The 22,036-nt window shown below is 65.7% G+C and carries 22 protein-coding genes and 2 tRNA genes; 14 read left to right on the plus strand and 10 right to left on the minus strand.

All coding sequences use genetic code 11. The features are described from left to right. The first annotated feature begins 10 nt into the window (after positions 1–10). Together QME71_00530 and QME71_00535 are read left to right on the plus strand one after the other, a co-directional pair. Positions 11–514, plus strand: coding sequence for a GNAT family N-acetyltransferase (locus tag QME71_00530; GenBank protein ID MDI6856793.1), 504 nt, complete (start codon positions 11–13; stop codon positions 512–514). A 159-nt stretch (positions 515–673) separates the two neighbouring features. Then, entirely contained in the window at positions 674–1,426 is a 753-nt protein-coding gene (locus QME71_00535) for a dockerin type I domain-containing protein (GenBank protein MDI6856794.1), read from the plus strand. Between the two features lie 72 nt (positions 1,427–1,498). Here QME71_00535 and QME71_00540 read toward each other — a convergent pair whose 3' ends face one another. The 4 genes from QME71_00540 to QME71_00555 form a co-directional block, all read right to left on the minus strand. Next, a complete protein-coding gene (locus tag QME71_00540) occupies positions 1,499–2,518 on the minus strand; it encodes a dipeptide ABC transporter ATP-binding protein (GenBank protein MDI6856795.1) in 1,020 nt (339 codons plus the stop codon). Next, positions 2,515–3,507, minus strand: a complete 993-nt coding sequence (locus QME71_00545; GenBank protein MDI6856796.1) for an ABC transporter ATP-binding protein — start codon at positions 3,505–3,507, stop codon at positions 2,515–2,517. The genes QME71_00540 and QME71_00545 overlap by 4 nt, the downstream gene beginning before the upstream one ends. A gap of 87 nt (positions 3,508–3,594) precedes the next feature. Next, a tRNA-Leu gene (locus tag QME71_00550) sits at positions 3,595–3,679 on the minus strand. Positions 3,680–3,687: 8 nt separating this feature from the next. Beyond that, positions 3,688–3,763 (minus strand) — tRNA-Lys (locus QME71_00555). A gap of 250 nt (positions 3,764–4,013) precedes the next feature. On the opposite strand from QME71_00555, the gene pheS reads away from it, so the two are divergent. Next, positions 4,014–5,048, plus strand: a complete 1,035-nt coding sequence (gene pheS / locus QME71_00560) for a phenylalanine--tRNA ligase subunit alpha (protein MDI6856797.1) — start codon at positions 4,014–4,016, stop codon at positions 5,046–5,048. 2 nt (positions 5,049–5,050) lie between these two features. Continuing rightward, on the plus strand, positions 5,051–7,456 hold the full coding sequence (pheT, locus tag QME71_00565) for a phenylalanine--tRNA ligase subunit beta (protein ID MDI6856798.1): 2,406 nt from the start codon (positions 5,051–5,053) through the stop codon (positions 7,454–7,456). On the opposite strand, the gene QME71_00570 is transcribed toward pheT, so the two are convergent. From QME71_00570 to infC, 4 genes are read right to left on the minus strand one after another with little or no spacing between them, the layout of a single operon-like run. Then, positions 7,445–8,005 (minus strand): GNAT family protein, encoded by a 561-nt coding sequence (locus QME71_00570; protein ID MDI6856799.1) that lies wholly within the window; start codon positions 8,003–8,005, stop codon positions 7,445–7,447. The genes pheT and QME71_00570 overlap by 12 nt on opposite strands. A 25-nt stretch (positions 8,006–8,030) precedes the next feature. Next, a complete protein-coding gene (gene rplT, locus QME71_00575) occupies positions 8,031–8,390 on the minus strand; it encodes a 50S ribosomal protein L20 (protein ID MDI6856800.1) in 360 nt (119 codons plus the stop codon). A 19-nt stretch (positions 8,391–8,409) separates the two neighbouring features. After that, positions 8,410–8,613 (minus strand): 50S ribosomal protein L35, encoded by a 204-nt coding sequence (gene rpmI, locus QME71_00580; protein ID MDI6856801.1) that lies wholly within the window; start codon positions 8,611–8,613, stop codon positions 8,410–8,412. After that, positions 8,614–9,270 carry a translation initiation factor IF-3 gene (gene infC / locus QME71_00585; protein ID MDI6856802.1) on the minus strand — a complete coding sequence of 219 codons (657 nt, stop codon included), beginning with the start codon at positions 9,268–9,270 and terminating at the stop codon, positions 8,614–8,616. Positions 9,271–9,377: 107 nt separating this feature from the next. Between infC and QME71_00590 the strand changes: the two genes are divergently transcribed. The 7 genes from QME71_00590 (at position 9,378) to QME71_00620 (ending at position 16,344) form a co-directional block, all read left to right on the plus strand. Continuing rightward, on the plus strand, positions 9,378–10,385 hold the full coding sequence (locus tag QME71_00590) for a methyltransferase (GenBank protein MDI6856803.1): 1,008 nt from the start codon (positions 9,378–9,380) through the stop codon (positions 10,383–10,385). A 343-nt stretch (positions 10,386–10,728) separates the two neighbouring features. Continuing rightward, on the plus strand, positions 10,729–11,103 hold the full coding sequence (locus QME71_00595) for a hydrogenase maturation nickel metallochaperone HypA (protein MDI6856804.1): 375 nt from the start codon (positions 10,729–10,731) through the stop codon (positions 11,101–11,103). Beyond that, the gene (gene hypF, locus QME71_00600) at positions 11,103–13,385 is read left to right on the plus strand and encodes a carbamoyltransferase HypF (GenBank protein MDI6856805.1); all 2,283 of its coding nucleotides are present in this window, start codon (positions 11,103–11,105) and stop codon (positions 13,383–13,385) included. Before QME71_00595 ends, hypF begins: the two co-directional genes overlap by 1 nt. Then, the gene (locus QME71_00605) at positions 13,376–13,621 is read left to right on the plus strand and encodes a HypC/HybG/HupF family hydrogenase formation chaperone (GenBank protein MDI6856806.1); all 246 of its coding nucleotides are present in this window, start codon (positions 13,376–13,378) and stop codon (positions 13,619–13,621) included. Before hypF ends, QME71_00605 begins: the two co-directional genes overlap by 10 nt. Then, positions 13,605–14,705: a hydrogenase formation protein HypD gene (gene hypD, locus QME71_00610; protein ID MDI6856807.1), complete on the plus strand. Its 1,101-nt coding sequence runs from the start codon at positions 13,605–13,607 to the stop codon at positions 14,703–14,705. The genes QME71_00605 and hypD overlap by 17 nt, the downstream gene beginning before the upstream one ends. Beyond that, positions 14,702–15,745 (plus strand): hydrogenase expression/formation protein HypE, encoded by a 1,044-nt coding sequence (hypE, locus tag QME71_00615; protein MDI6856808.1) that lies wholly within the window; start codon positions 14,702–14,704, stop codon positions 15,743–15,745. Before hypD ends, hypE begins: the two co-directional genes overlap by 4 nt. After that, positions 15,739–16,344, plus strand: a complete 606-nt coding sequence (locus QME71_00620; protein ID MDI6856809.1) for a hypothetical protein — start codon at positions 15,739–15,741, stop codon at positions 16,342–16,344. Before hypE ends, QME71_00620 begins: the two co-directional genes overlap by 7 nt. 7 nt (positions 16,345–16,351) lie before the next feature. Here the strand turns inward: QME71_00620 and QME71_00625 are convergent, their stop codons facing one another. Then, positions 16,352–17,581, minus strand: a complete 1,230-nt coding sequence (locus QME71_00625) for a thiolase family protein (protein ID MDI6856810.1) — start codon at positions 17,579–17,581, stop codon at positions 16,352–16,354. Between the two features lie 43 nt (positions 17,582–17,624). Then, complete coding sequence (locus tag QME71_00630; protein MDI6856811.1) at positions 17,625–18,830, minus strand: CoA transferase; 1,206 nt, start codon at positions 18,828–18,830, stop codon at positions 17,625–17,627. A gap of 116 nt (positions 18,831–18,946) precedes the next feature. Between QME71_00630 and QME71_00635 the strand changes: the two genes are divergently transcribed. The 3 genes from QME71_00635 to QME71_00645 all read left to right on the plus strand — a co-directional run bounded on the left by QME71_00635 (position 18,947) and on the right by QME71_00645 (position 22,033). After that, a complete protein-coding gene (locus QME71_00635; protein ID MDI6856812.1) occupies positions 18,947–19,750 on the plus strand; it encodes an enoyl-CoA hydratase/isomerase family protein in 804 nt (267 codons plus the stop codon). A gap of 87 nt (positions 19,751–19,837) precedes the next feature. Beyond that, the gene (locus QME71_00640; GenBank protein ID MDI6856813.1) at positions 19,838–20,530 is read left to right on the plus strand and encodes an acetate--CoA ligase family protein; all 693 of its coding nucleotides are present in this window, start codon (positions 19,838–19,840) and stop codon (positions 20,528–20,530) included. A 66-nt stretch (positions 20,531–20,596) separates the two neighbouring features. Then, positions 20,597–22,033 (plus strand): CoA-binding protein, encoded by a 1,437-nt coding sequence (locus tag QME71_00645; GenBank protein MDI6856814.1) that lies wholly within the window; start codon positions 20,597–20,599, stop codon positions 22,031–22,033. Positions 22,034–22,036: the final 3 nt, after the last annotated feature.

Below are 22,036 nucleotides of genomic sequence, written 5' to 3' on the forward strand. Positions count from 1 at the left end.
GCCGCCATCAATGGACTCCTACGTCATTACGGAAGTGGGAGAAGGCGACGCCGATCTGCTGGCCTCGCTCATCCGTGAAGCCTTCGCTACCGTCGCGACGGAACTGGGACTAACACCCGAGAACGCCCCGAGGCACCCGTCGAACTGCACGCCGGAGTGGGTGCGCGCTGCGTTTGCGAAGGGCATCAGGCACTTCGTGCTCGAGACGCCAAACGGCCCGGCGGGCTGCGTCGCGCTGGAACAGGCCGATTCCGAAGTCTGCTACGTGGAGCGTCTGGCAGTGCTGCCCGCGCACCGTCGCAGCGGCTTCGGCGAGGCGCTGGTGGACTACGCCGTGGGCAGGGCGCGCGAATGCGGGGCGCGCCGCGTCGAGCTGGGGATGGTCGCCGCTCAAACGGGGCTGCGGGAGTGGTACGAGAAGCTGGGATTCTCGCTGACATCGATCGTGCAGTTTGAGGGCGCCCCGTTTGAGGTGGCGTTCATGCGGAAGTACCTCGAAGGAGGCGACGGCTAGGGCACACGGCGGCGGCGACTGCTCAGGGCCAGCGGGTGCACGTACTTCCTCCGCGGCGCACGCAACCTGTACTACGATGCCCCGGGCGTCACCACAGCCGAGGCAGAAGAGATCAGCAACGAAACGAACGCTCCCCTGACTTACACCGCCGAGCCACTGGTGCAGGACCCGACCGATTGGGACGGCGACGGGGTCGCCGACGGCGCCGACAACTGCCCTTATGTCTACAACCCGGCCCAGACGAACACCGACGCCGAAACCATTGACAACGGCCCGGTCGTGGTCGGCGACGATGTCACGGCGCCTTACGGCGACGCTCTGGGCGACGCGTGCGACGACGATGACGACAACGATTGGCTTCTTGACAGCGGTGAGGTAGCTGCGGGCACGGACCCGCTCGATCAGGACACTGACGGCGACCGCGTGCTCGACGGCGCGGAAGTCCTCCTCGGCTCCGACCCGCTTGATCCGGGCAGCCGCCCGTCGTGCACGGGCATCGTCGATGCCGACAAGGACTGCCTGCCGGCGGACGTGGAAGCGCTGTTCGGCTCGTCCGACGTCGCCAGGGACAGCGACGCCGACGGCATCACCGACAGCGTGGAGGTGAAGGGCTGGGGCACGTCTCCCGTCGCGGGGGACAGCGACGGCGACGCGTGCGACGACGACAAAGAGATCGCCGACGTGAACGGCGATGCGGTGGCGAACAGTCTCGACTACGTGCGGGTGGCCCAGCGCGTCTTCGGAGTGCAGGACGACGACCCGGACGACGGCAACCCCGTGCCTGACCCCGACATGCAGGTAAGCCCTGCCTTCGACGTCAACAAAGACGGGGTGATGAGTTCACTCGACTCGACCCTCGTGGGTCTAAACTCCAACCTCGTGGAAAACACGGGAAAATGCAACTGCAACTAGGCCTTTGCAGCGCGGCGTCAACAGAGAGGGCCTCCCTTCGGGAGACCCTCTCAACTTCGTCACTATCAGCGGCTAGATGCGGTGGCAGGCTACCCAGTGGTCGCGCGAAAGCTCGCGCCACACCGGCACGTGCTCGCGGCACTCCGTCGTCACCAGCGGGCAGCGCGTGTGGAAAACGCAGCCCGACGGCGGGAACAGGGGGCTGGGCACGTCGCCGCTGAGGATGATGCGCTCCCGCTTCGCCTCCACGACCGGGTCCGGTATGGGCACCGCCGAGAGCAGCGCCTTCGTGTAGGGGTGAAGCGGGTTCTCGTACAGCTCCACCCTGTCCGATAGCTCCATCAGCTTGCCCAGGTACATCACCGCCACGCGGTCGCTTATGTGCCGCACTACCGACAGGTCGTGGGCGATGAACAGATAAGTGAGGTCGAACCTCTCCTGCAGGTCCTCCAGCAGGTTGATGATCTGCGCCTGAATCGACACGTCGAGTGCCGAGACCGGCTCATCGCAGACGATGAAGTCGGGCTCCACCGCCAGCGCGCGCGCCACGCCGATGCGCTGTCGCTGCCCGCCGCTGAACTCGTGAGGGTAGCGGCTGGCGTAATACGGGTTCAGACCGACGATCTGCATCAGCTCCTGCACACGCTCGCGCCGCTGCTTCCCCTTGAACAGGTTGTGGATCACAAGCGGCTCGCCGATGATGCTCCCCACGCTCATGCGCGGGTTGAGCGAGGCGTAGGGGTCCTGAAAGATCATCTGCATGCGGCGGCGGAAGCCGCGCAGCTCGCCGCCCTTGACCTTCGTGAGGTCTCTGCCGCCGAAGAGTACTTCGCCGCTTGTCGGCCGGTACAGTTGCAGGATGGCGCGGCCGGTCGTCGACTTGCCGCAGCCGCTCTCACCCACCAGGCCGAGGGTCTCCCCCTTGCGAATGAAGAAGGAAATGCCGTCGACGGCCTTGACGTCCGCTATCTTGCGCTGAAAGATGATCCCCGAAGTCACGGGAAAATACATCTTCAGGTCGGTCACGCTGATAAGGACGTTGTCTCCGCCGAGCTGTCTCTCGGCGTCGGCGATGCGTTGTTCGGTAGTCATGCGCTCACGGCCTTTCCAACGGTTGGCATCACCCAGCAGGCGGCGTAATGCTTCTCGCCGCCGAGCATCAGCGGCGGCTCCTCGACCTTGCACCGCTCTATCCGGTACTCGCACCGCGGATAGAAGCTGCAGCCTTCGGGCATGTGTATGAGATCGGGCGGGAAGCCCTCGATAGGTTCAAGCTTGTCCTTCCGCACCTGGTCGAGCCGGGGCACCGACTTCAGCAGACCGATCGTGTACGGGTGCCGGGGGTTGCCGTACACTTCGCGCGAAGTCGACGACTCGACGATCTTGCCCGCGTACATGACGTTCACCCGCTGAGCGTACCTCGCTATGACGCCCAGGTTGTGCGTGATGATGATGACGGCTGTCCCGAACTCACGGCTCAGGCGCGCCATGATCTCCAGGATTTGCGCTTGAATCGTGACGTCGAGAGCGGTTGTCGGCTCATCGGCCAGCAGGAGCTTGGGGTTGCAGGAGAGGGCCATCGCGATCATGACGCGCTGTCGCATCCCTCCTGAGAACTGGTGCGGGTAGTCTTTGATGCGGGCGGCGGCGGAGGGGATACCGACCATCTCCAGCAGCTCGACCGCCCGCCTGACGGCGCTCGAGCGGTCCATCCGCATGTGCAGCTCGAGCGACTCCGTGAGCTGGCGCCCGATGGTAAGGACGGGATTGAGGGAGGTCATCGGCTCCTGGAAGATCATGGCGATTCGGTTGCCCCGGATGTGCCTGATCTCGTCCTCGTCGACCTTGAGGAGGTTCTCGCCTTCGAACCAGATTTCGCCGTCGACGATCTTGCCGGGAGGATTGGGGATGAGGCGCAGGAGCGAGAGGGCGCTGACGCTCTTGCCGCAGCCGCTCTCGCCCACGAGACCTATCGTCTCGCCCTCCTCCACATCGTAGTCGATCCCGTCAACCGCCTTCACCACGCCGTCGTCAGTATAAAAGTAAGTGCGAAGGTTCTTCACCTCTAACAGGGTTCCCATATATCGTCCCCGTTCAGCTACTTGTATATGTACCGCCGCAACCCGTGTTGCGGTAAGCGCCATGATCAGGACGGCAGGCGAGCGGACTGGTGGGGAAGAGGGGACTCGAACCCCTACGCCTTGCGGCACATGATCCTAAATCATGCTCGTCTACCAGTTCCGACACTTCCCCTCTAGGTTTGGTAGGCCGCACAGGACTCGAACCTGTAACCCGCTGATTAAGAGTCAGCTGCTCTGCCAGTTGAGCTAGCGGCCCAGAGCGTCACTCATATGATACTTTACTGATTATGCTTCGCGCCAGACGGCGCCGACGACGCACGAAGCGATCAACCGGAATCGCGCATCGTCCCGGTTCGGCAAGTTATCATGCTTCAGTTGGACAGTCAAGCCGGAGGCTCGTGTTGACCAAGTATCGGCCGCAATCCATAATAGTCGATGGAACGTACTACTTCCAGCCCCGATGGCACGGCGCGGGTCCGCGGACTGCCATCGGTATTTCTGTGCTTATGACCGCCGATCTCAGCGATATCGAAGCCCAGGCGAGACGCGATCTCGCCGCCGCCCAGGACGCGGAGGCGCTCGACGCCTGGCGCGTCGCCTACCTCGGGCGCAAGGGGCGCCTCACGCAGGTACTGCGCAGCCTCGGCACGCTCCCCCTCGAAGAACGGCGTGCCCTGGGAGCGGCCGCCAACCGTCTGAAGGAGGCGCTGGAGCGGGCGCTCGCGGCGAAAGAAGAAGAGATTGAGGCCCGGAAGCTCGCCGTGATCGAGAAGGGCAGGATCGACGTCACGCTGCCCGGACGCCCCAAACCCGTGGGCCGCCTTCATCCCGTAACCCGCACCCTGCGCGACGTCCTCGAAGCCTTCGTCTCGATGGGGTTCTCCATCGTCGAAGGACCTGAGATCGAGCTCGATTACTACAACTTCGAGGCGCTCCGCATCCCCAAGGACCATCCGGCGCGGGACACCATGGACACCCTCTATGTCGATATCCGCCGTGATGGCGAATACGAGATCGTCATGAGGACTCACACCTCGCCTAACCAGGTGCGGGTGATGGAGAAAACGCAACCTCCCATCCGCATCGTCTCACCCGGGCGCTGTTACCGGCACGAGGCGACAGACCCCACGCACGAGTGGATGCAGACGCAGATCGAGGTCCTTGCCGTCGACGAGGGGATAAGCATGGGCGACCTCAAGGGCACCCTGTTCGAGTTCGCCAAGCGCATCTTCGGGCAGGAGCGCCGCGTCCGCTTCCGCTGCGACTACTTTCCGTTCGTCGAGCCGGGCGCGGACATGGCGATAGATTGCGTCATCTGCGGCGGCGAGGGATGCCGCACCTGCGGCTACGAAGGCTGGATCGAGATTATGGGGGCGGGCATGGTCCACCCCGAGATCCTCGCCAACATGGGCTACGACACGGAACGCTATACCGGTTTCGCCGCCGGCATGGGCATCGAGCGCATCGCTATGCTGCGCTACGGCATCGAAGACATACGTCTCTTCTACGCCAACGACCTGCGCTTTCTGAAGCAGTTCTGACCATGCGAGTCTCGCTACGCTGGCTATCCGACTACGTCGACATCGATCTGCCGGCCGAGGAGATCGCCCGCCGCCTTACGATGGCCGGCCTCGAGGTAGAGAGCATCGAGCGCCTGGGCGGCGCCTGGGAGGGCATCTCTGTAGGGCTCGTGACCCGCGTCGCGCCGCACCCCAACGCCGACCGGCTATCACTGACAACCGTCTTCCTCGGCGACAACGAGGAGATGACGGTGATCTGCGGCGCTCCTAACGTGGCTGAGGGGCAAAAGATCGCTTTCGCCCGCGTGGGCGCGAAGCTGATCGACGGCCATACTGGCGAGCCGACGGTCCTCAAGCCGGCACGCATCCGCGGCGTCGAGTCGGCGGGCATGGTCTGCTCGGAGAAGGAGCTCGGCATCTCCGACGAGCACACGGGGATTCTTGTCCTGCCGCCGGAGGCGCCCGTCGGCGCGCCCCTCCAGCAGTACATGGGCGATACCATCCTCGACGTCGCCGTCACTCCCAACCGCGGCGACTGCCTATCGATGATCGGCATCGCCCGGGAGGTGGCCGCCCTCACCGGCAAGCAGGTGCGCGAGCCCGACACCGGCTATTCGGAGGAGGCCGCACCCATCGGCGGGCGGGTTGCCGTCGAGATCGCCGACCCCGACCTCTGCTCCCGCTATGTTGCCACCCTCATCGAAGGCATCGAGATACGGCCGTCACCGCCATGGATGCAGCAACGGCTTGTCGCCGCGGGCATGCGGCCCATCAACAACATCGTCGACGTCACGAACTACGTCATGCTGGAGCTGGGGCAGCCGCTCCACGCGTTTGACTTTGAGCAGATCGCTCAGTCACAGATCATCGTCCGCCGCGCCCGCGACCGCGAGCCTCTCGTGACGCTGGACGGTGTCGACCACCGGCTCGACCCCGACATGCTGGTCATCGCTGACCCGGAGCGCGCGGTAGCGCTCGCGGGTGTAATGGGCGGCACCAACAGCGAAGTCAGCGAGGGGACGACGAAGGTCCTCCTCGAATCGGCGAACTTCAACCCCGCGAGCATCAGGCGCACGTCCATTCGCCTGCGGGCCCGCAGCGAGGCGTCGAGCCGGTTCGAGAAGGGCCTGAGCCCCGAGCTATCGATTATTGCCGCCCGACGGGCAACCAAGCTGATGCTGGAGGTTGCCGGCGGCAAAGCGGCGGCGGGCGTCGCGGACACGTACCCGCGCAGGGCCGGGAAGGTCGTCATTCAACTGCCGCGCCGGCGGCTCGCCACTGTGCTGGGGCTCGACCTGCCGCCCGAGACCGTTTGCTCAGCGCTGCGCGGCCTCGGCTTCGGCTGCGACGCGTCGGAGGCAGAGCGATACGTCGTAGACGTGCCCTACTGGCGGACAGACGTCCGCATCGCCGACGATGTGGCGGAAGAGGTGGCGCGCATGATCGGCTACGAGGAGTTGCCCACCACGAACCTGAGCGGAGGGATACCACCCGCGATCCCGCAGCCTCTGCGCGACCTTCGCGAGCAGGCGCGCGACCTGCTGGTGGCCGCGGGCATGCAGGAGGTCATCACCTACCCGCTCACAACGCTCGAGGCGCTGCAAAAGGTGGTGGCGCCCGACGTCATCGCCGGGCAGCCGCCGCTGCGTATCGCCAACCCAATGAGCAGCGAGCAGGAGTACCTCCGCACCACCCTCCGCGCCGACCTTCTCCAGACGCTGGCTTCAAACCTTAGATATGAGGAGGGGGAGATCGCGCTCTTCGAGGCGGCGCGCGTCTATCTGCCGCGGGGCGCCGATCTGCCGGACGAGCAGGAGCACGTCACCGGCGTCGTCGCCGGCCGGCGCGAGGACCGATGGGGCCACTCCAGCGACGATCCGGTCGATTTCTACGATGCCAAGGGATACGTGGAACAGCTACTGCGCGGACTGGGCATCGACGCCGCTTACGAGGAAGCCCCCGTGTTCGCGATGGCGCCCGGCCGCTCGGCAGAGGTTCGCGTCGAGGGTGAAGTCATCGGCGTGCTGGGCCAGGTGCACCCGCAGACCGCGGCAGCCTTCGATATCGGGGGCGACGTCTTCCTGTTCGAGATCGTGCTTAACAGACTGTCACCGTTCGCGGGCAAGCACCGACGTTATGAGCCCGTCTCGCGCTTCCCGCCCGTCGTGCAGGACATCTCCCTGATCGTCGATGAAGGGTTGCCGGCCGCCCGCCTTCGCGAGGCTATCGCCCGGGCAGCCCTGGTGCGGCAGGTGCGCCTGTTCGACGTATACACCGGCGAGCAGGTCGGGCCGGGGAAGAAATCGCTCGCCTTCTCGATCACGTACCAGTCTTCAGAGCACACGCTCACCGACGAAGAGGTTGCGCGGGCGCAGCGTGGCATCGTGGAGCGGCTGAAGCGGGAGTTCGGCGCCGAGCTACGTGGCTAGGGCGGCTAGGACTTTCCACTCCTGCTCCAGGATGGCGTAGAGATAGCTGTCGCGCCATCTCCCCTTTTGAAGCCTGTCCTCGCGAAGATGACCCTCGCGCCGCATCCCCAGCTTCTCCAGCACCTGCCAGGACGCAACGTTTTCGACATCACAGGTGGCGAAGATGCGGTGCAAGTCGAGTCCCCTGAAGCCGAAAGCCAGAAGCCGGTAGGCGGCCTCGGTAGCATACCCGCGGCCCCAGAAGTCGCGCGCCACCGCGTACCCTATCTCCCCCTGGCTATCGGGCAGGACTTGGATCCCGCAGCCGCCGATGAGCACGCCGTCGGGCTTGAGAACAATCGCGAGGTCGTAGCGTTTGCGCGGCTCCCGGCCCCTTGCCGCTATGGCCTGGCGCAAGAACCTCCGCGTGTCCCTCCGGTGGTTCGGACCCCAGGGCACGAGACGGGCTACCTCCGGGTCAGACCCGTAGCGATGGACGGCGGCGAAATCGGACTCTTCGAAGTCGCGCAGGACGAGGCGGGGTGTCGGCAGCGACAGTAAGGCGCCCATGACCTTATAGCGAGAATCCGGTCGATTACGCGCTGAGAGCGCCCCTGGCGGTCTTGACGAGGGCGGCGAAGGCGGCGGAATCGCGGACGGCGAGGTCGGCGAGCATCTTACGGTCGACCTCGACGCCGGCCTTGCTGAGCCCCTCGATGAAGCGGCCGTATGTCATGCCTTCGGCGCGGGCGGCGGCGTTTATTCGCTGGATCCATAGCCGGCGGAACTGACCCTTGCGGTCGCGCCGGTCGCGGTAAGCGTAGTCGAGCGCGTGGAGGACCGATTCATTGGCGCGGCGGAAGAGGCGATGCCGCTGGCCGCGGTGGCCCTTCGCCATGCCGATTATTTTCTTGTGGCGTCTTCGGGCGGTCACGCCGCGCTTCACACGAGTCAACGCACTCCTCCCACAGACTCTAGCGTGTTCCGTACGGAAGCAGCCGTCGCAGACGTTTGACTGCTGAGCGATGCACCGGCAGCATCTCGCTCATCTCCCCGCTGGCGCGCGTCGCCTTGCGGCGTCGGAGGTGGCTTATGTTGCCCTTGCGGCGCATTATTTTGCCGCTGCCCGTCATGTGGAAGCGGCGCTTGGCCCCCTTGTGCGTCTTGAGCTTCGGCAACTACTGCTCCCCGGCCGTCTCCCCCGGCGTTGTTTCTCTCGGCGCCTTGGCCTTGATCGCCGGCGTGAGCACCATCGACATGAACCGCCCCTCGAGCGACGGCGCCTTCTCGATGGTGGCTATCTCTTTGACCTTGTCGTATATCTGCTCCAGCAGGTTCCTCCCGAGCTCGGAGTACGTCACCTCACGACCCCGGAACATCACCGATACCTTGACCTTGTCGCCTTCGCGCAGGAGCTTCTCAGTCGTCCGCGCCTTCAGCTCCATGTCATGCGAGGAGATCTTGGGGCGAAAACGCACCTGGCGTGTCTCGACCTGCCTCTGGTGCTTGCGCGCCTCTCGCTCCCTTCGCGCCTGCTCATACTTAAACTTGCCGTAGTCAAGTATGCGGCACACAGGAGGCTGGGCGTTAGGGGCGACCTCCACAAGGTCCGCGTCCTGTTCACGCGCTATTTGGAGGGCGCGCGACGCAGGCATAACACCTAGACGCTCGCCGTTCGCTCCGATCAGCAGGACTTCCGGGGCCCTGATTGCCTGGTTGACGCGGAGTTCGCGAACTATGCCCTTACCCTCAAGGAAGTCGTTTTCAGAGCAATACCCCTCGCTGCGAGTGTCACTGTAGCATAGGAAAGACGCGTAGTCAATGGGCTGCCTCACCGCCCGTCCGATTCCGGGCGGAGCGTCCCTCGCCGCGCTACCGACCACCGCCGGCGTCGGCTATAATTGGCTTTTCGATGCGACCAGCCACACGGAGGCAACCCATCATGACCGCACCCGAACGTCCGACACCCCGCAACCCGATAACGCGCGCTCTCATGGGCTGGCAGCCCGCCCGTGTCCTCATGACCGCAAACCGACTCGACGTCTTCAACGTACTCGGCGAAGACGCGTGCACGGCGCCGGAGATCGCGCGCCGCTGCGCCTGCCATCCCCGCTCGATGACGTTGCTCCTCAACGCCTGCGTCGCGCTCGGCCTTCTTCACAAGGAAGGCGGCCGCTACCGCAACACCCCCGAGGGGCTCGAGTTGCTGATTAGGGGAAAGCCGGCGTATATCGGGGATGGCATCAATCACGCCGACGGGCTTTGGTTCCGTTGGGCCCATCTGACGGAATCGGTGCGGACGAACCGCGCCGCATCGACACCCTCCGCTCCCGTCGACCCGGCGACCGGCTACCGCGACTTCATTCTCGCCATGCACAACCGTGCGATGCGCAATGCAGGCATCCTCGCCGACAGCTTCGACCTGCGCGGCCGGCGCCGGCTCTTCGATGCCGGAGGCGGCCCCGGCACCTACTCCATCTTCCTCCTGCGCGCAAACCCTGACCTACACGCCATCCTCTTCGACCTTCCGCCCGCTGTCGAAATCGCCCGCGAGATAGTCGCCGCGTCCGGCGTCGCCGACCGTGTTGAATTCCGCGCCGGCAACTACTTCAAAGACGACTTCGGCACGGGGAACGACGTGGTGCTGCTTTCAGCGATCGTTCACTCGATGTCGCCGAGGCGGGCGAAAGTGCTGCTGCGCAAAGCGCACGATTCCCTCGTTTCCGAGGGAATCGTCGCCGTACACGAATCGCTCATTGACGACAGCAAGGTAGCGCCGGTGGGCGCGGTGCTCTTCTCGCTCAACATGCTCGTCAACACCGGCGAAGGGCGCTCGTACAGCGGCAGCGAGGTCGCCTCCTGGATGCGCGAGACCGGCTTCGTTGCGCCGCGGGTTCAGCACCTTCCTCCCGCCGCCGGCACCTCCCTGGTCATCGGCAGGAAGCCTTGAAACGCGGCCACTCCGCTCGTCTGCATCCCTGTCCTCCGTCCAGCGTGGCGCCGCCGAGTCGCTCACCCGTCGAGGAAGCGCAACCGGCACGGTATTCCTGCAAGTAGGTTTCGCAGCAGCCCAGCCTGAAGGCCGCGGCATATGTAGATGGGTCCGCGCCCTTGCGCTCAGGCGGGTCGGTACTGTTGCAGGGAGGCTTGTCACCCCCGCCGAGGTGTTCCGTCCCTCCTACAGCCTTCAATCGGGATAAGAAACCCCTCTTCCTCTGAAGATCGCTCCCGGTTCGAGCAATGCCCTCTTTTTTTGCTAAGATATGTGTAGAAAACCTGTGAGGAGCTGACAGGTGCACGAACTGACGCTCGCGAAGCAGATCGCCGACACGGTGCTCGCGCATGCGGCCGAGCGCAGCGCGAAAAGAGTGCTTGCGGTGGAAGTTGAGCTCGGAGACCTCGCTTTCCTCGACAAGGAGAACATGGAGATGTGGATCGGCGCGTCCCTGCGCGACAGCAGCGGCAGCGAGCCCGCGGTCAGAGTAACCACCCTCCAGTCGCTGCTGCGCTGCCACGCGTGCGGATTCGAGGGCCCGCCCGTCCTGCCCGAGTCCCACGATCACCACCTGCCGCTGCCGTCTCTCCAGTGCCCCCGGTGCGGCTCCAGCGATTTCGAGCTGGACGAGCAGAAGGGCTGCCTCCTCAAAAGAATCGAGATCGAAGTCTGATGCAGCGCCTCAAGATCACAATCCGCGGCGCCGTGCAGGGCGTCGGCTTCCGCCCGTTCGTCTACCGCCTGGCGACTGAGATGTCGCTGACCGGCTGGGTAAAGAACAGCCCCCAGGGCGTCTTCATCGAGGTCGAGGGGCCGAAGGAATCGCTGGACACATTCCTGCTGCGCCTCGAACGCGAGAAACCGCGCCTGTCGTTCATCCAGAGCCTCGAATACTCCCTCCTCGAGCCCGCGGGCTACGCCGGCTTCGAGATCCGGCACAGCGAGGCCGCCGGCGAGCGCCTGACCGTCGTCTTGCCCGACATCGCCACGTGCCCAGATTGCCGGCGCGAGCTCTTCGACCCCGCGGACCGGCGCTATCGTTACCCGTTCATTAACTGCACCCTTTGCGGCCCCCGTTTCAGCATCATCCGCTCGCTTCCATACGACCGCGCCAACACGACGATGAGCTCGTTCGTGATGTGCCCCGATTGCCGCCGCGAGTACGGCGACCCACCCGACCGCCGCTTTCACGCCCAGCCCGATGCCTGCGGCGTATGCGGCCCCCACATATCGTTATGGGACGGACGCGGCGAGACGATCGCCGAGCGCGACGACGCGCTGCTGGAGGCTGCGAACGCGCTGCGAAGGGGCGATACGCTCGCCCTCAAGGGGATCGGCGGCTTCCAGCTCCTCGTCGACGCCCGGAACGAGGCGGCCGTCTTCCGCCTGCGCGAGAACAAGCGTCGCGAGGAGAAGCCCCTCGCCCTCATGTTCCCCGACATCGAGACGTTGCGGCGTTATGTCTACCTCGACCCTCTCGAGGAACGCCTCGTGCAGTCGACCGAGAGCCCCATCGTCCTGCTCCGGCGCCGGTCTCATACCGACATCGCCCCTGCCGTCGCCCCCGACAACCCTTATATCGGCGCCATGCTGCCCTACACACCCCTCCACCACCTGCTGATGCGCGAACTCGGCTTCCCGGTCGTCGCTACCAGCGGGAACCTGCACGACGAGCCGATCATCACCGAAGAGGCGGAGGCCCTGGAGGCGCTCGCCGGCATAGCCGACCGCTTCCTGGCCCACAACCGCCCTATTCAGCGGCACGTCGACGACTCAGTGGCGCGCGTGCAACTGGGCCGCGAGACCCTCCTGCGGCGGGCGCGCGGCTACGCGCCTCTCCCCGTCGCGCTGAAGCAGCAGATGCCGCCCCTGCTCGCGGTCGGCGCCCACCTCAAGAACACCGTCGCGGTCTCGCGACGAAACGAGGTCATCGTCAGTCAGCACGTCGGCGACCTCGAGACGGCGAAGGCCTACTTCGCTTTCCGGCGAGTGATCGATGACCTGCTCGCGCTCTACGAAGTCAGGCCGCTTGCCGTCGTCCACGACATGCACCCCGACTACCTGTCGACCCAGTACGCCCGCGAGAGCGGCTACCCGACGGTCGCCGTTCAGCACCACCACGCCCACCTAGCGTCCTGTATCGCGGAGAACGAGATCGAGGGCGAGGTGCTGGGCGTCACCTGGGACGGCGCCGGATACGGCGAAGACCGCACCCTCTGGGGCGGCGAGTTCTTGCTCGGCGACGCGAAGGCCTACCGGCGGGTGGCGCACTTCCGGTCCTTCCGCCTCCCCGGCGGCGAGATGGCGATCAAGGAGCCGCGCCGCGCGGCGCTCGGCCTCCTGTACGAGCTGCGAGGGTCGGAGGCGCTGGAAAACGGCCTCTACCTGCCCCCCGAGAAGCTCGCCGGCGAAGGCTTTCCGTCGTCGACCGCGCGCCTGCTGCGCCAGATGCTGGAGAAGGGGACCAGCGCCCCCATCACCACAAGCGCCGGCCGCCTCTTCGACGCCGTGGCCGCGGTCCTCGGCGTGCGCTCCGTCTGCTCCTTCGAAGGCCAGGCGGCGATGATGGTCGAGTTCGCCGCCGAAGAAGCGGTCGACGACGCATATCCCATCGAAGTGAGCGGGAGCGGACCGCTTGTCGTTGACTGGGGCCCGATGTTCGAAGAGATACTGCGGGAGCGAGACCGCGGGACGCCGCGCGGCGTCGTCTGCGCTCGCTTCCACAATACGCTCGCAGAGGCGATACTGGTAGTAGCCCGACGCGTGGGCGCGAAGGCCGTCGCGCTGACGGGAGGCGTGTTCCAGAACCGCTACCTGACGGAGCGCGCCTTCCGCCGGCTGGAGCAGGCCGGCTTCAAGCCCTACGTTCACCAGCGCGTGCCCCCCAACGACGGCGGCATCGCTCTGGGGCAGATTGCGGTCGCGGCAGCGAGGATGAATGGAACATGTGCTTAGGAATACCCGGCGAAGTCATATCGATTGAAGAGAACGGCGAGCAGATGCGGCGGGCGAAGGTGCGCTTCGGCGGCATCACCCGCGACGTCTACCTCGACCTTGTGCCGGAGGCGCAGGTCGGCGACTACGTCATCGTTCACGTCGGCTTCGCCATAAGCAAGGTCAACGCCGAAGAGGCGGAGCGCGTCTTCGAGCTCCTGAGCCAGTTGGAGGGCGACGATGCGCTACCTGGATGAGTACCGCGACGGCGCCGCCGCCCAGAAGATGCTCCGCCAGATCGAACGCGTCGCCACCCGGCCGTGGACGATAATGGAGGTCTGCGGCAGCCAGACCCACGCCATCCTCAAGTACGGCATAGACGAGCTGCTGCCGCCGCAGATCACGCTCATCCATGGCCCGGGCTGTCCCGTCTGCGTCACGCCCGTGGAAACGGTCGACCAGGCGCTGGTCATCGCCTCCCGCGACGACGTTATCTTCACGTCCTACGGCGACATGCTGCGCGTTCCCGGATCGAGCAAAGACCTGCTCTCCGTGAAGGCGGAGGGTGGCGACGTGCGCATGGTCTACTCGCCGATGGACGCCCTGAAGGTCGCGCGCGATAATCCCGGAAAACGCGTCGTCTTCTTCGCCATCGGCTTCGAGACGACCGCTCCCGCCAACGCGATGGCGGTGGTCGCCGCGGAGAGAGAAGGACTCGCGAACTTCCTCATGCTGACCTCGCACGTCCTCATCCCGCCCGCCATCCAAGCGATCGCCTCGTCGCCCGAGAACCGCGTGCAGGGCTTCCTGGCGCCCGGTCACGTATGCACTGTCACCGGGTACGCTCAGTACGAGCCCCTGGCAAAGAAGTACCGCCTGCCCATAGTCGTCACCGGCTTTGAGCCCCTAGACATCCTGCACGCGATTCACATGCTCGTCTCGCAGCTCGAGGCGGGCCGCCATGAGGTCGAGAACCAGTACTCGCGCTCCGTGACGCGCGAGGGGAACCGGCAGGCGCAGGCCCTCATCGACGAGGTGTTCGAGGTCGCCGACCAGAGGTGGCGCGGCATCGGCGTTATCCCCTGCAGCGGGCTGCGCCTCAAGGGGCGCTACACGAAGTATGACGCCGCGCGCGTCTTCGCACTCGAGGAGACCGCCTCGCGGGAGGCGTCGGTGTGCATTGCCGGGCTCGTTTTGCAGGGGGTGCGCAAGCCGCCCGAGTGTCCGGCCTTCGGCAAAGAGTGCACGCCGGAGCATGCCCTGGGCGCTCCTATGGTATCATCGGAGGGCGCCTGCGCCGCCTACTATCTCTACGCGCGCCGCGCCGGGACCGCGAGATGACGATCTTCCCTGAGTGCCCGATACCGCTCACCGAGTACCCGCGGGTCCTGCTCGCCCACGGCGGCGGCGGACGCCTCACGCAGAGCCTCATCGAGAAGATGCTCGAGCCTTCATTCGACAACCCGTACCTCGCGCCCCTGCACGACGGCGCCCTGATTTCGCTCGACGGGACGCGCCTCGCACTCAGCACCGATTCCTACGTCGTGCACCCGCCCTTCTTCCCCGGCGGCGACATCGGCCGTCTGGCCGTCTTCGGCACCGCCAACGACCTGGCGATGTGCGGCGCCAGGCCCCTCTTCCTGAGCTGCGGCCTGATACTGGAAGAAGGACTCCCCATGGACGACCTCTGGCGCATCGTGCTCTCGATGAAGGAGGCGGCGGACGAGGCGGGCGTCCAGATAGTCACCGGCGACAGCAAGGTCGTCGAGCGGGGCAAGGGCGACGGCGTCTTCATCAACACATCGGGGGTGGGCGCCGTCCTGCCGGGCGCGGACATTGCGCCCGAACGCGTGCGCCCCGGCGACGAGATCGTGCTCAGCGGTCCGCTCGGGCTGCACGGCATCGCCATCATGGCAATGCGCGAGGGGCTTTCGCTGGAGGCCGAGGTGAGGAGCGATTCCGCACCCGTCTTCCCCCTGGTCGAAGCCCTCGCGCAGGCAGGAATCGAAATCCACATGCTGCGCGACCCGACCCGGGGCGGCCTCTCCTCGGCGCTGAACGAGATAGCGAAGAAGAGCGGCGCCGGCATCGTCATCGACGAGGAGCGGCTCCCCGTCAGCCCAGAGGTGCAGGGCGTCTGCGAGATGCTGGGCCTCGACCCCCTCTACGTCGCCAACGAGGGGAACTTCGTGGCGCTGGTCGCGGAGGGACAGGGCAAGAAGGCGGCGGAACTGCTACGGCGCTTCCCTCTGGGCAGCGAAGCCGTCCTCATCGGGCGCGTGGTCGATACCCACCCCGGGACAGTTGTCATGCGAACGCGCATCCGCGGCGAGCGCATAGTGGACGTGATGAGCGGCGAACAGCTCCCACGAATATGCTAGACAGGCTGAAGGCCCTCGGCACAAACGGGCGGTGGCTCTGGATGTGGACGCCGGTGCTCGCCGTCTCCGCCATCGCTGTCGCGCTCCTGGCGATGGACCTTACGTTCGGCGGCGCCGACGAGACGGAGCCGATGAACCTCGCCCCGCCCACGTCTGAGGCCGGCGTCACGCCCAGGCCACGGACAATCGTGCCCCGCCCGCCGACGGCGACGCCCGTGCCGACGGCGACGGTCGAGGCCGGGCCGGCGGCCCACATCCGCGATTCCACCCGCCTCGGTCATTTGGAAACGTTGAAGGACGGCCTCGAGGAGTACCGCGAGGAGGAGGGACGGTATCCGACCACCGACGGCAACGTTCAGACCGCCTGCGTTTACGATATCGACGCGCTCTGCGAGTTGAAGAAGTTCGTCGACCCCTTCCCCAACGATCCCCTCGGCGACCCCGGCAAGAACGGCTACTGGTACGTCTCGGACGGCAAGACCTACCTGCTAATAGCGGCGATGGAGGCGCCGGAGAACGCCTCGCCGCCTGAGAATTGCCCTGAAAAGGTGAGGGAGTTCACCGGCAAGAGCCAGCTTCTCTGCCTCGCGGGCCCGTAGCTCCAGCCTAAAGCGAGAGGATGTGGACGCAGGTGGCAGCGGCCTCGTTTCGCACCATGCCGCCGCCGTTCTCCGTCAGCCCCACCTTCGCCCCCTCGACCTGGCGCTCGCCCGCTTCGCCGCGCAGTTGCACGAAGATCTCGTAGATCTGCGCCACGCCCGTCGCTCCTATGGGGTGCCCCTTGGAGATGAGGCCGCCACTAACGTTCACGGGAAGCTTTCCGCCGAGCCGCGTGCAGTCGCTATCGATCAGACGGCCGCCCTCGCCGGGGGCGCAGAAGCCCAGCTCCTCGTACAGCACAAGCTCCGCGGGGGCCGTCGCGTCGTGGACCTCCGCCACGTGGATGTCTTCCGGCCCCAGCCCGCTCGCCTCGTACGCCGCCCGCGCAACGCGCTCCGAGATGCCCGGATCGTCCGGCCCGTGGTCCATGCCTGAGCCCAGCGCGCTCGCCCGCACGAACACCGGCTTCGTTGTGTACTTCCTGGCGACGTCGGCTGAGCAAAGTATCGCTGCCGCCGCCCCGTCCCCGATGGGCGAGCACATCAGCCGCGTCAGGGGCTCAGCCACCGGCGGCGACTCCAGTATCTCCTCCAGCGTGTACACCTCGCGGTACTGGGCGTGAGGATTGAGGCTGCCGTGGTAGTGGTTCTTCACCGCCACCTTCGCGAATTGCTCTTTTGTCGTGCCGTAGCGCTGCATGTGGGCCCGCGCCACCGCGGCGTACAGGTCCATGAACACGCTGCGCGACTGTCCCGCGCCGCCTGAGCCGCCTTCCGACGGCTTCTTCTCCCCCTGCGACGCCTGCAACTGCGCCATCACCCTCTGCAGCAACTCCACATCCACAGCGGCGCCGAGGGCGGCGAACGAACGGCGCTTGTCCTCGTGGTACAGCTTCTCCATGCCCAGAGCCAGAGCGATGTCGTAGACACCGGAGGCGACATAGAGCCACGCAAGATGGAACGCCGTCGACGAGCTGGCGCACGCATTCTCCGTGTTCACCATCGGTATGCCCCCTATCCCCATCTCCCGCAGCACGACCTGCGCCCGCACCATCTCCTGCCCGGTGATGAGACCGGCGGCAGCGTTCCCGACCGCTGCTACCTGCAACGCCGACTTCTCCATTCCCGCCGATTGGAGGGCGTCCTCGACCGCTTCCCGCGCCAGCTCCTTCAGCCCGCGGTCAAGGAACTTGCCGAACTTCGTCATCCCGGCGCCGACGACCGCCACCTGCCTCATATCGCGCTCCTTTGTCTTTGTTATGCACTCTCGGACACGTTCTCTACTTCTGCCGCCCGTTCCCCAGCACGATCACGTCTTCGTCCGCGAGCCCGCGAATCTCCTCGTCGCTGAAGCCATTCTCAAGCAGCACCTCATACGTGTGTTCGCCGAAACGCGGCGCAAGCCCCCGGATGCGCGCCGGCGTCCTGCTCATGCGCACCGGCGCCGACACCATCCGCATCGACCCGCGCTCATCGTCGACCACCTCTTCCAGGTACTCGTTGGCCGCTACCTGCGGGTCGTTCACGACGTCCTCATAGCCCTGGACAGGGGCCGCGATCAGGCCGCGCTCCCCGAACCGTCGCAGCCACTCGGCTGCCGGCGCCTGCGCGAAGACCTCGTCGAGCAGCGCAGTCAGCCGCTCGTTGTGGCTGCCGCGCGCGTGCGGCGTCGCGAAATCGGGGTCGTCCTCCAGCTCTGGGCACCCAACCGCGCGGCAGAACTCGCCCCACCAGCGCTGCTCCAGCATCGCCAGCGAGATGTACCTCCCGTCGCCGCAGCGGTACGTGTTCCACAGCGGTCCGAAGCCGCCGCGCGGCTGTCTCTGGGGCGCCCGTCCGCTCTGCAGGAAAGCGGCGATATTGAACGATTGCAGCGCGAGCTGGCTCCCCAGCAGCGACGTCTCGACCTCCTGTCCCTCGCCGGTGCGCTCCCGATTGAACAGCGCGAGCACAATCCCATAGGCCGCGACGAACGCGCCCGCTTGGTCCGCTATGGGAATGGGCACGGGCATCGGCGGGCCGGAGGGGTCGCCGATGGTCGACATCAGGCCCCCGCGCGCCTGCGCCAGCAGATCGAACGAGCCGAGGTGGGCGTCCGGGCCACGCCGTCCGTACGCGCAGGCGTGGGCGTAGATGATGCGCGGGTTGACGGCCCGGACCGCCTCGTAGTCCAGTCCCAGCCGCTCGACAGCGCCCACGCGCAGGTTGTTGAGGAAGACGTCGGCGTTGGCGGCCAGGCGCAGAAAGGCCGCCTTGCCTTTTGGGTGCCGCAGGTCGAGGGCGATCGCGCGCTTCCCCCGGTTGTGCGTCTCGAAGTAGGGGTTCATCACGCGGCTGCCCAGAAAGCCGCGCCCGGGGTCGGGCTGCTTCGGGCTCTCGATCTTGACGACGTCGGCGCCCATATCAGCCAGCATCGTCGAAGCGTAAGTGCCCTGCTGCCAGACCGTCAGATCGAGCACCCGGATGCCGTCCAGCGCCGACGCCATGCGCCTCTCCTCCTCTCTTTCGCGGCCCCTGAATCGAACGGAGCGCTTTCGCGCTCTGCTGTGGTCTCCATTATCTGGAGATGCACTATACTGGGTCAAACCGAAAGGAGGCCGTGATGGAATACGAGTTTCTGCGCGTCGCGAAGGCGAACCGGGTGGCGATGTGCCGGATATACAATCCGCCGCTCAACATGCTCAACTCTAAGATGATGACCGAGCTGAGCAGCTTCATCGAGGAAGCGGAGAAGGACAACGACGTGCGGGTCGTGGTCTTCACCGGCGGCGTCCCCAACATCTTCATCACCCACTACGACGTCTCCGAGCTGGTGGCGCTCAGCGGCGCGATCCCGGAGCCGCCGCCCGAAATGCCGCGGGCAGCCGATATGCCCCACTATCAGCTCCACCTCCGGATGCGCAACACGCCGAAGCCTATCATCGCCGCAATCAACGGCGCCTGCCAGGGCGGCGGCTGCGAGTTCACCCTTGCCTGCGATATCCGCATCATGGCCAAGGGCGACTTCGGCATCGGCCTGCCGGAGGTGGGCGTCGGCATACTGCCGGGAGGCAGCGGCACCCAACTGATGACGCGGCTCCTCGGCCCGGGCAAGGCGCTAGAGATGATGCTGTTCGGCAAGGTCATCGACGCCGAGGAAGCGGAGCGCATCGGGCTCGTCCACAAAGCGGTGCCCGCGATTGAGCTGTTGCCGACGACGCTGACGCTGGCCTACCGTCTGGCGGCGGGCGCGCCGATAGCGCAGGGGCTGATCAAGCGGTGCGTCTACCAGGGCGGGCCGCTGCCGCTGGAAGAAGGACTGCAGGTGGAGATGGAGGCGTTCGCGGAGACGCTGCGTACGGAGGACGCGCGGGAGGCGATGAAGGCCTACCTCAATTGGCAGCTCTACGAGTTCAAGGGCCGCTAGCAGCCGGCGCCGCTTTCGTTGACTGCAAATCCGACTCCTCTTAATATTTGACCGCGTCATCCTTTCTAGAACGGAAGCAGGCTTTCCATGACCACTGCCACCATTATCGATAAGGCCAAGTCCGAAGGACGCACGCTCCTTACTGAAGTAGAGTCGAAGGCGATCCTGGAAGAGGCGGGAATCCCCACCGCAAAGGCTCGGCTCGCCACCAGCGCCCAAGAGGCCGCGAAGGCCGCTAAAGAGATCGGCTTTCCTGTCGTGCTGAAGATCGTGTCGCCCGACATCACCCACAAGAGCGACGTCGGCGGCGTGAAGCTCGACTTGAAGACGCCCGATGAGGTCGCCGCCGCCTACGACGAGATCGTCGCCGCCGCGAAGAAGGCGCAACCCAACGCCCGCATCGACGGCGTCGCCGTACAGAAAATGGCGCCTCCCGGCATCGAAGTCATCATGGGCATGAGCCAGGACCCTCAGTTCGGCCCCGTGCTCATGTTCGGACTCGGCGGCGTACTCGTCGAGGTGCTGAAGGACGTGTCGTTCCGCCTCGTCCCTCTCGAGCCGCGCGACGCCCGCCAGATGATCCGCGAGATAAAGGGGTACCCCCTGCTCGAAGGGTACCGCGGCCAGGAACCTGCAGACGTGGAGGCGCTCGAAAAGCTGCTGCTACGCCTTTCCGAATTTGTCGAAAAGCATCCCGAGATCAGCGAACTCGACCTCAACCCGATATTCGCTTACAAGGACGGGGCGCTGGCCGTGGACGCCCGCATCATCCTTTCCTGAGCTTTCCCGCGGGCCCTCTGCTCGCCGAACGGGGGCTCCATTCGAGCGCCGCACTGAGGGAGCCGTTTGGACGATATCGTCAGCCGCCTCGACCGTGTTCTCAACCCCCGGACCGTAGCCGTCATCGGCGATAAGCGCGCCATGGGCTACATGTGGCTCCGCAGCCTCAGCGCCTTCAAGGGAAAGCTGTACTCGGTGCAGATCGACCCCAATGAGCTGCCGGGAATACAGGAGCTAGGCGTCCCCAACTACGCCAGCCTCCTCGACGTGCCCGACGAGATCGACTACGCGGTCTGCGCCGTGCCGCGGACGGTCGCGCCCCGCATCGTGCGAGACTGCGCCGCCAAAGGTGTGGGAGGCGTCTCGCTGTTCACGTCGGGCTTCGCCGAGACCGGCGAGGAGGAGGGAATCCGTCTTCAAAACGAGATCGCGGGGGTGGCGCAAGAGTCCGGACTCGTCCTGATAGGCCCGAACTGCATGGGCGTCTACAACCGCCGGCTCGGCGTCCGCCAGGCGATGGACCAGCCCGCAGGCGACGAGGGTCGCGTCGGCTTCATCTCCCACAGCGGGACGCACGCCATCAACTTCAGCCTCCTCGCCTCCGTTCACGGCATCAAGATCAGCAAGTCCATAAGCGCCGGCAACTCCGTCGTCGTGAACCCCGCCGACTACCTGGAGTACCTGGCCCAGGACGCCGAAACGCAAATCATCGCCATGTACCTGGAGGGAATACAGGAGCCGCGGCGCTTCTTCAGACTGCTCAAAGAGACCACAAGGAAGAAACCGGTCGTCGTCTGGAAGGGCGGGACGTCGGAGTCGGGCGAGAGGGCGATGTTCTCCCACACCGCCGCCCTCGCGACGCCGCTCTCGGTCTGGCAGGCGCTGGTCAAGCAGTGCGGCGTCATCCCCACCGACAGCCTGGACGAGACCGTCGACGTCGTGAAGGCGCTGCTGTTCACAAAGCCGTGCGCGGGCAGGCGCATGGGCCTCATCGCCCTCACCGGCGGCCAGTCGGTAGTGATAAGCGACACCTTTGCCCGCGAGGGGCTCGACGTCCCCCTGTTAACGCAGCGCTCCTACGATGAGTTGAGCAGCTTTTTCAACATCATCGGCGGAAGTTACCGCAACCCGCTCGACGCCGGAGGCACGCTCGGCTTCGGCGCCCGGCCCGACAATCTGGAGCGCATGCTGCGCATCCTCGACGAGGACGAAAACATCGATGCCGTCGTCCTCGAAATAGCGTCGCGGCTGTTGGTCCGCCGTGCGTTCGGCCCTCTGATGCCGCCCGCCGATTGGCTGCCCGACATGCTCGTCGCCCAGAAGGAGAGGTCGCCAAAGGCGTTCATAGCCATCCTGCATCCCGGGCACCTCGAAGCGCAGGTGATCGAGGAACGCGCGAAGCTCCTGGAGCGCGGCGTTCCTGTATTCGGCAGCTTTCAGCAGGGGGCGCGCGCGCTCTGCAAGATGATCGATTACTATCGTTTTTGTCGCGGGCTCGATTGAGAC

The sequence above is a fragment of the Dehalococcoidia bacterium genome (genome assembly GCA_030018455.1).
Lineage (GTDB): Bacteria > Chloroflexota > Dehalococcoidia > DSTF01 > JALHUB01 > JASEFU01.

Bases quoted from the DNA above. Each gene is read 5' to 3' on its own strand.
- QME71_00530 (MDI6856793.1), top strand. From the start codon at position 11: ATGGACTCCTACGTCATTACGGAAGTGGGAGAAGGCGACGCCGATCTG.
- QME71_00540 (MDI6856795.1), bottom strand. From the start codon at position 2,518: ATGACTACCGAACAACGCATCGCCGACGCCGAGAGACAGCTCGGCGGA.
- QME71_00545 (MDI6856796.1), bottom strand. From the start codon at position 3,507: ATGGGAACCCTGTTAGAGGTGAAGAACCTTCGCACTTACTTTTATACT.
- pheS (MDI6856797.1), top strand. From the start codon at position 4,014: ATGACCGCCGATCTCAGCGATATCGAAGCCCAGGCGAGACGCGATCTC.
- pheT (MDI6856798.1), top strand. From the start codon at position 5,051: ATGCGAGTCTCGCTACGCTGGCTATCCGACTACGTCGACATCGATCTG.
- QME71_00570 (MDI6856799.1), bottom strand. From the start codon at position 8,005: ATGGGCGCCTTACTGTCGCTGCCGACACCCCGCCTCGTCCTGCGCGAC.
- QME71_00590 (MDI6856803.1), top strand. From the start codon at position 9,378: ATGACCGCACCCGAACGTCCGACACCCCGCAACCCGATAACGCGCGCT.
- hypF (MDI6856805.1), top strand. From the start codon at position 11,103: ATGCAGCGCCTCAAGATCACAATCCGCGGCGCCGTGCAGGGCGTCGGC.
- QME71_00605 (MDI6856806.1), top strand. From the start codon at position 13,376: ATGTGCTTAGGAATACCCGGCGAAGTCATATCGATTGAAGAGAACGGC.
- hypD (MDI6856807.1), top strand. From the start codon at position 13,605: ATGCGCTACCTGGATGAGTACCGCGACGGCGCCGCCGCCCAGAAGATG.
- hypE (MDI6856808.1), top strand. From the start codon at position 14,702: ATGACGATCTTCCCTGAGTGCCCGATACCGCTCACCGAGTACCCGCGG.
- QME71_00620 (MDI6856809.1), top strand. From the start codon at position 15,739: ATGCTAGACAGGCTGAAGGCCCTCGGCACAAACGGGCGGTGGCTCTGG.
- QME71_00625 (MDI6856810.1), bottom strand. From the start codon at position 17,581: ATGAGGCAGGTGGCGGTCGTCGGCGCCGGGATGACGAAGTTCGGCAAG.
- QME71_00630 (MDI6856811.1), bottom strand. From the start codon at position 18,830: ATGGCGTCGGCGCTGGACGGCATCCGGGTGCTCGATCTGACGGTCTGG.
- QME71_00635 (MDI6856812.1), top strand. From the start codon at position 18,947: ATGGAATACGAGTTTCTGCGCGTCGCGAAGGCGAACCGGGTGGCGATG.
- QME71_00640 (MDI6856813.1), top strand. From the start codon at position 19,838: ATGACCACTGCCACCATTATCGATAAGGCCAAGTCCGAAGGACGCACG.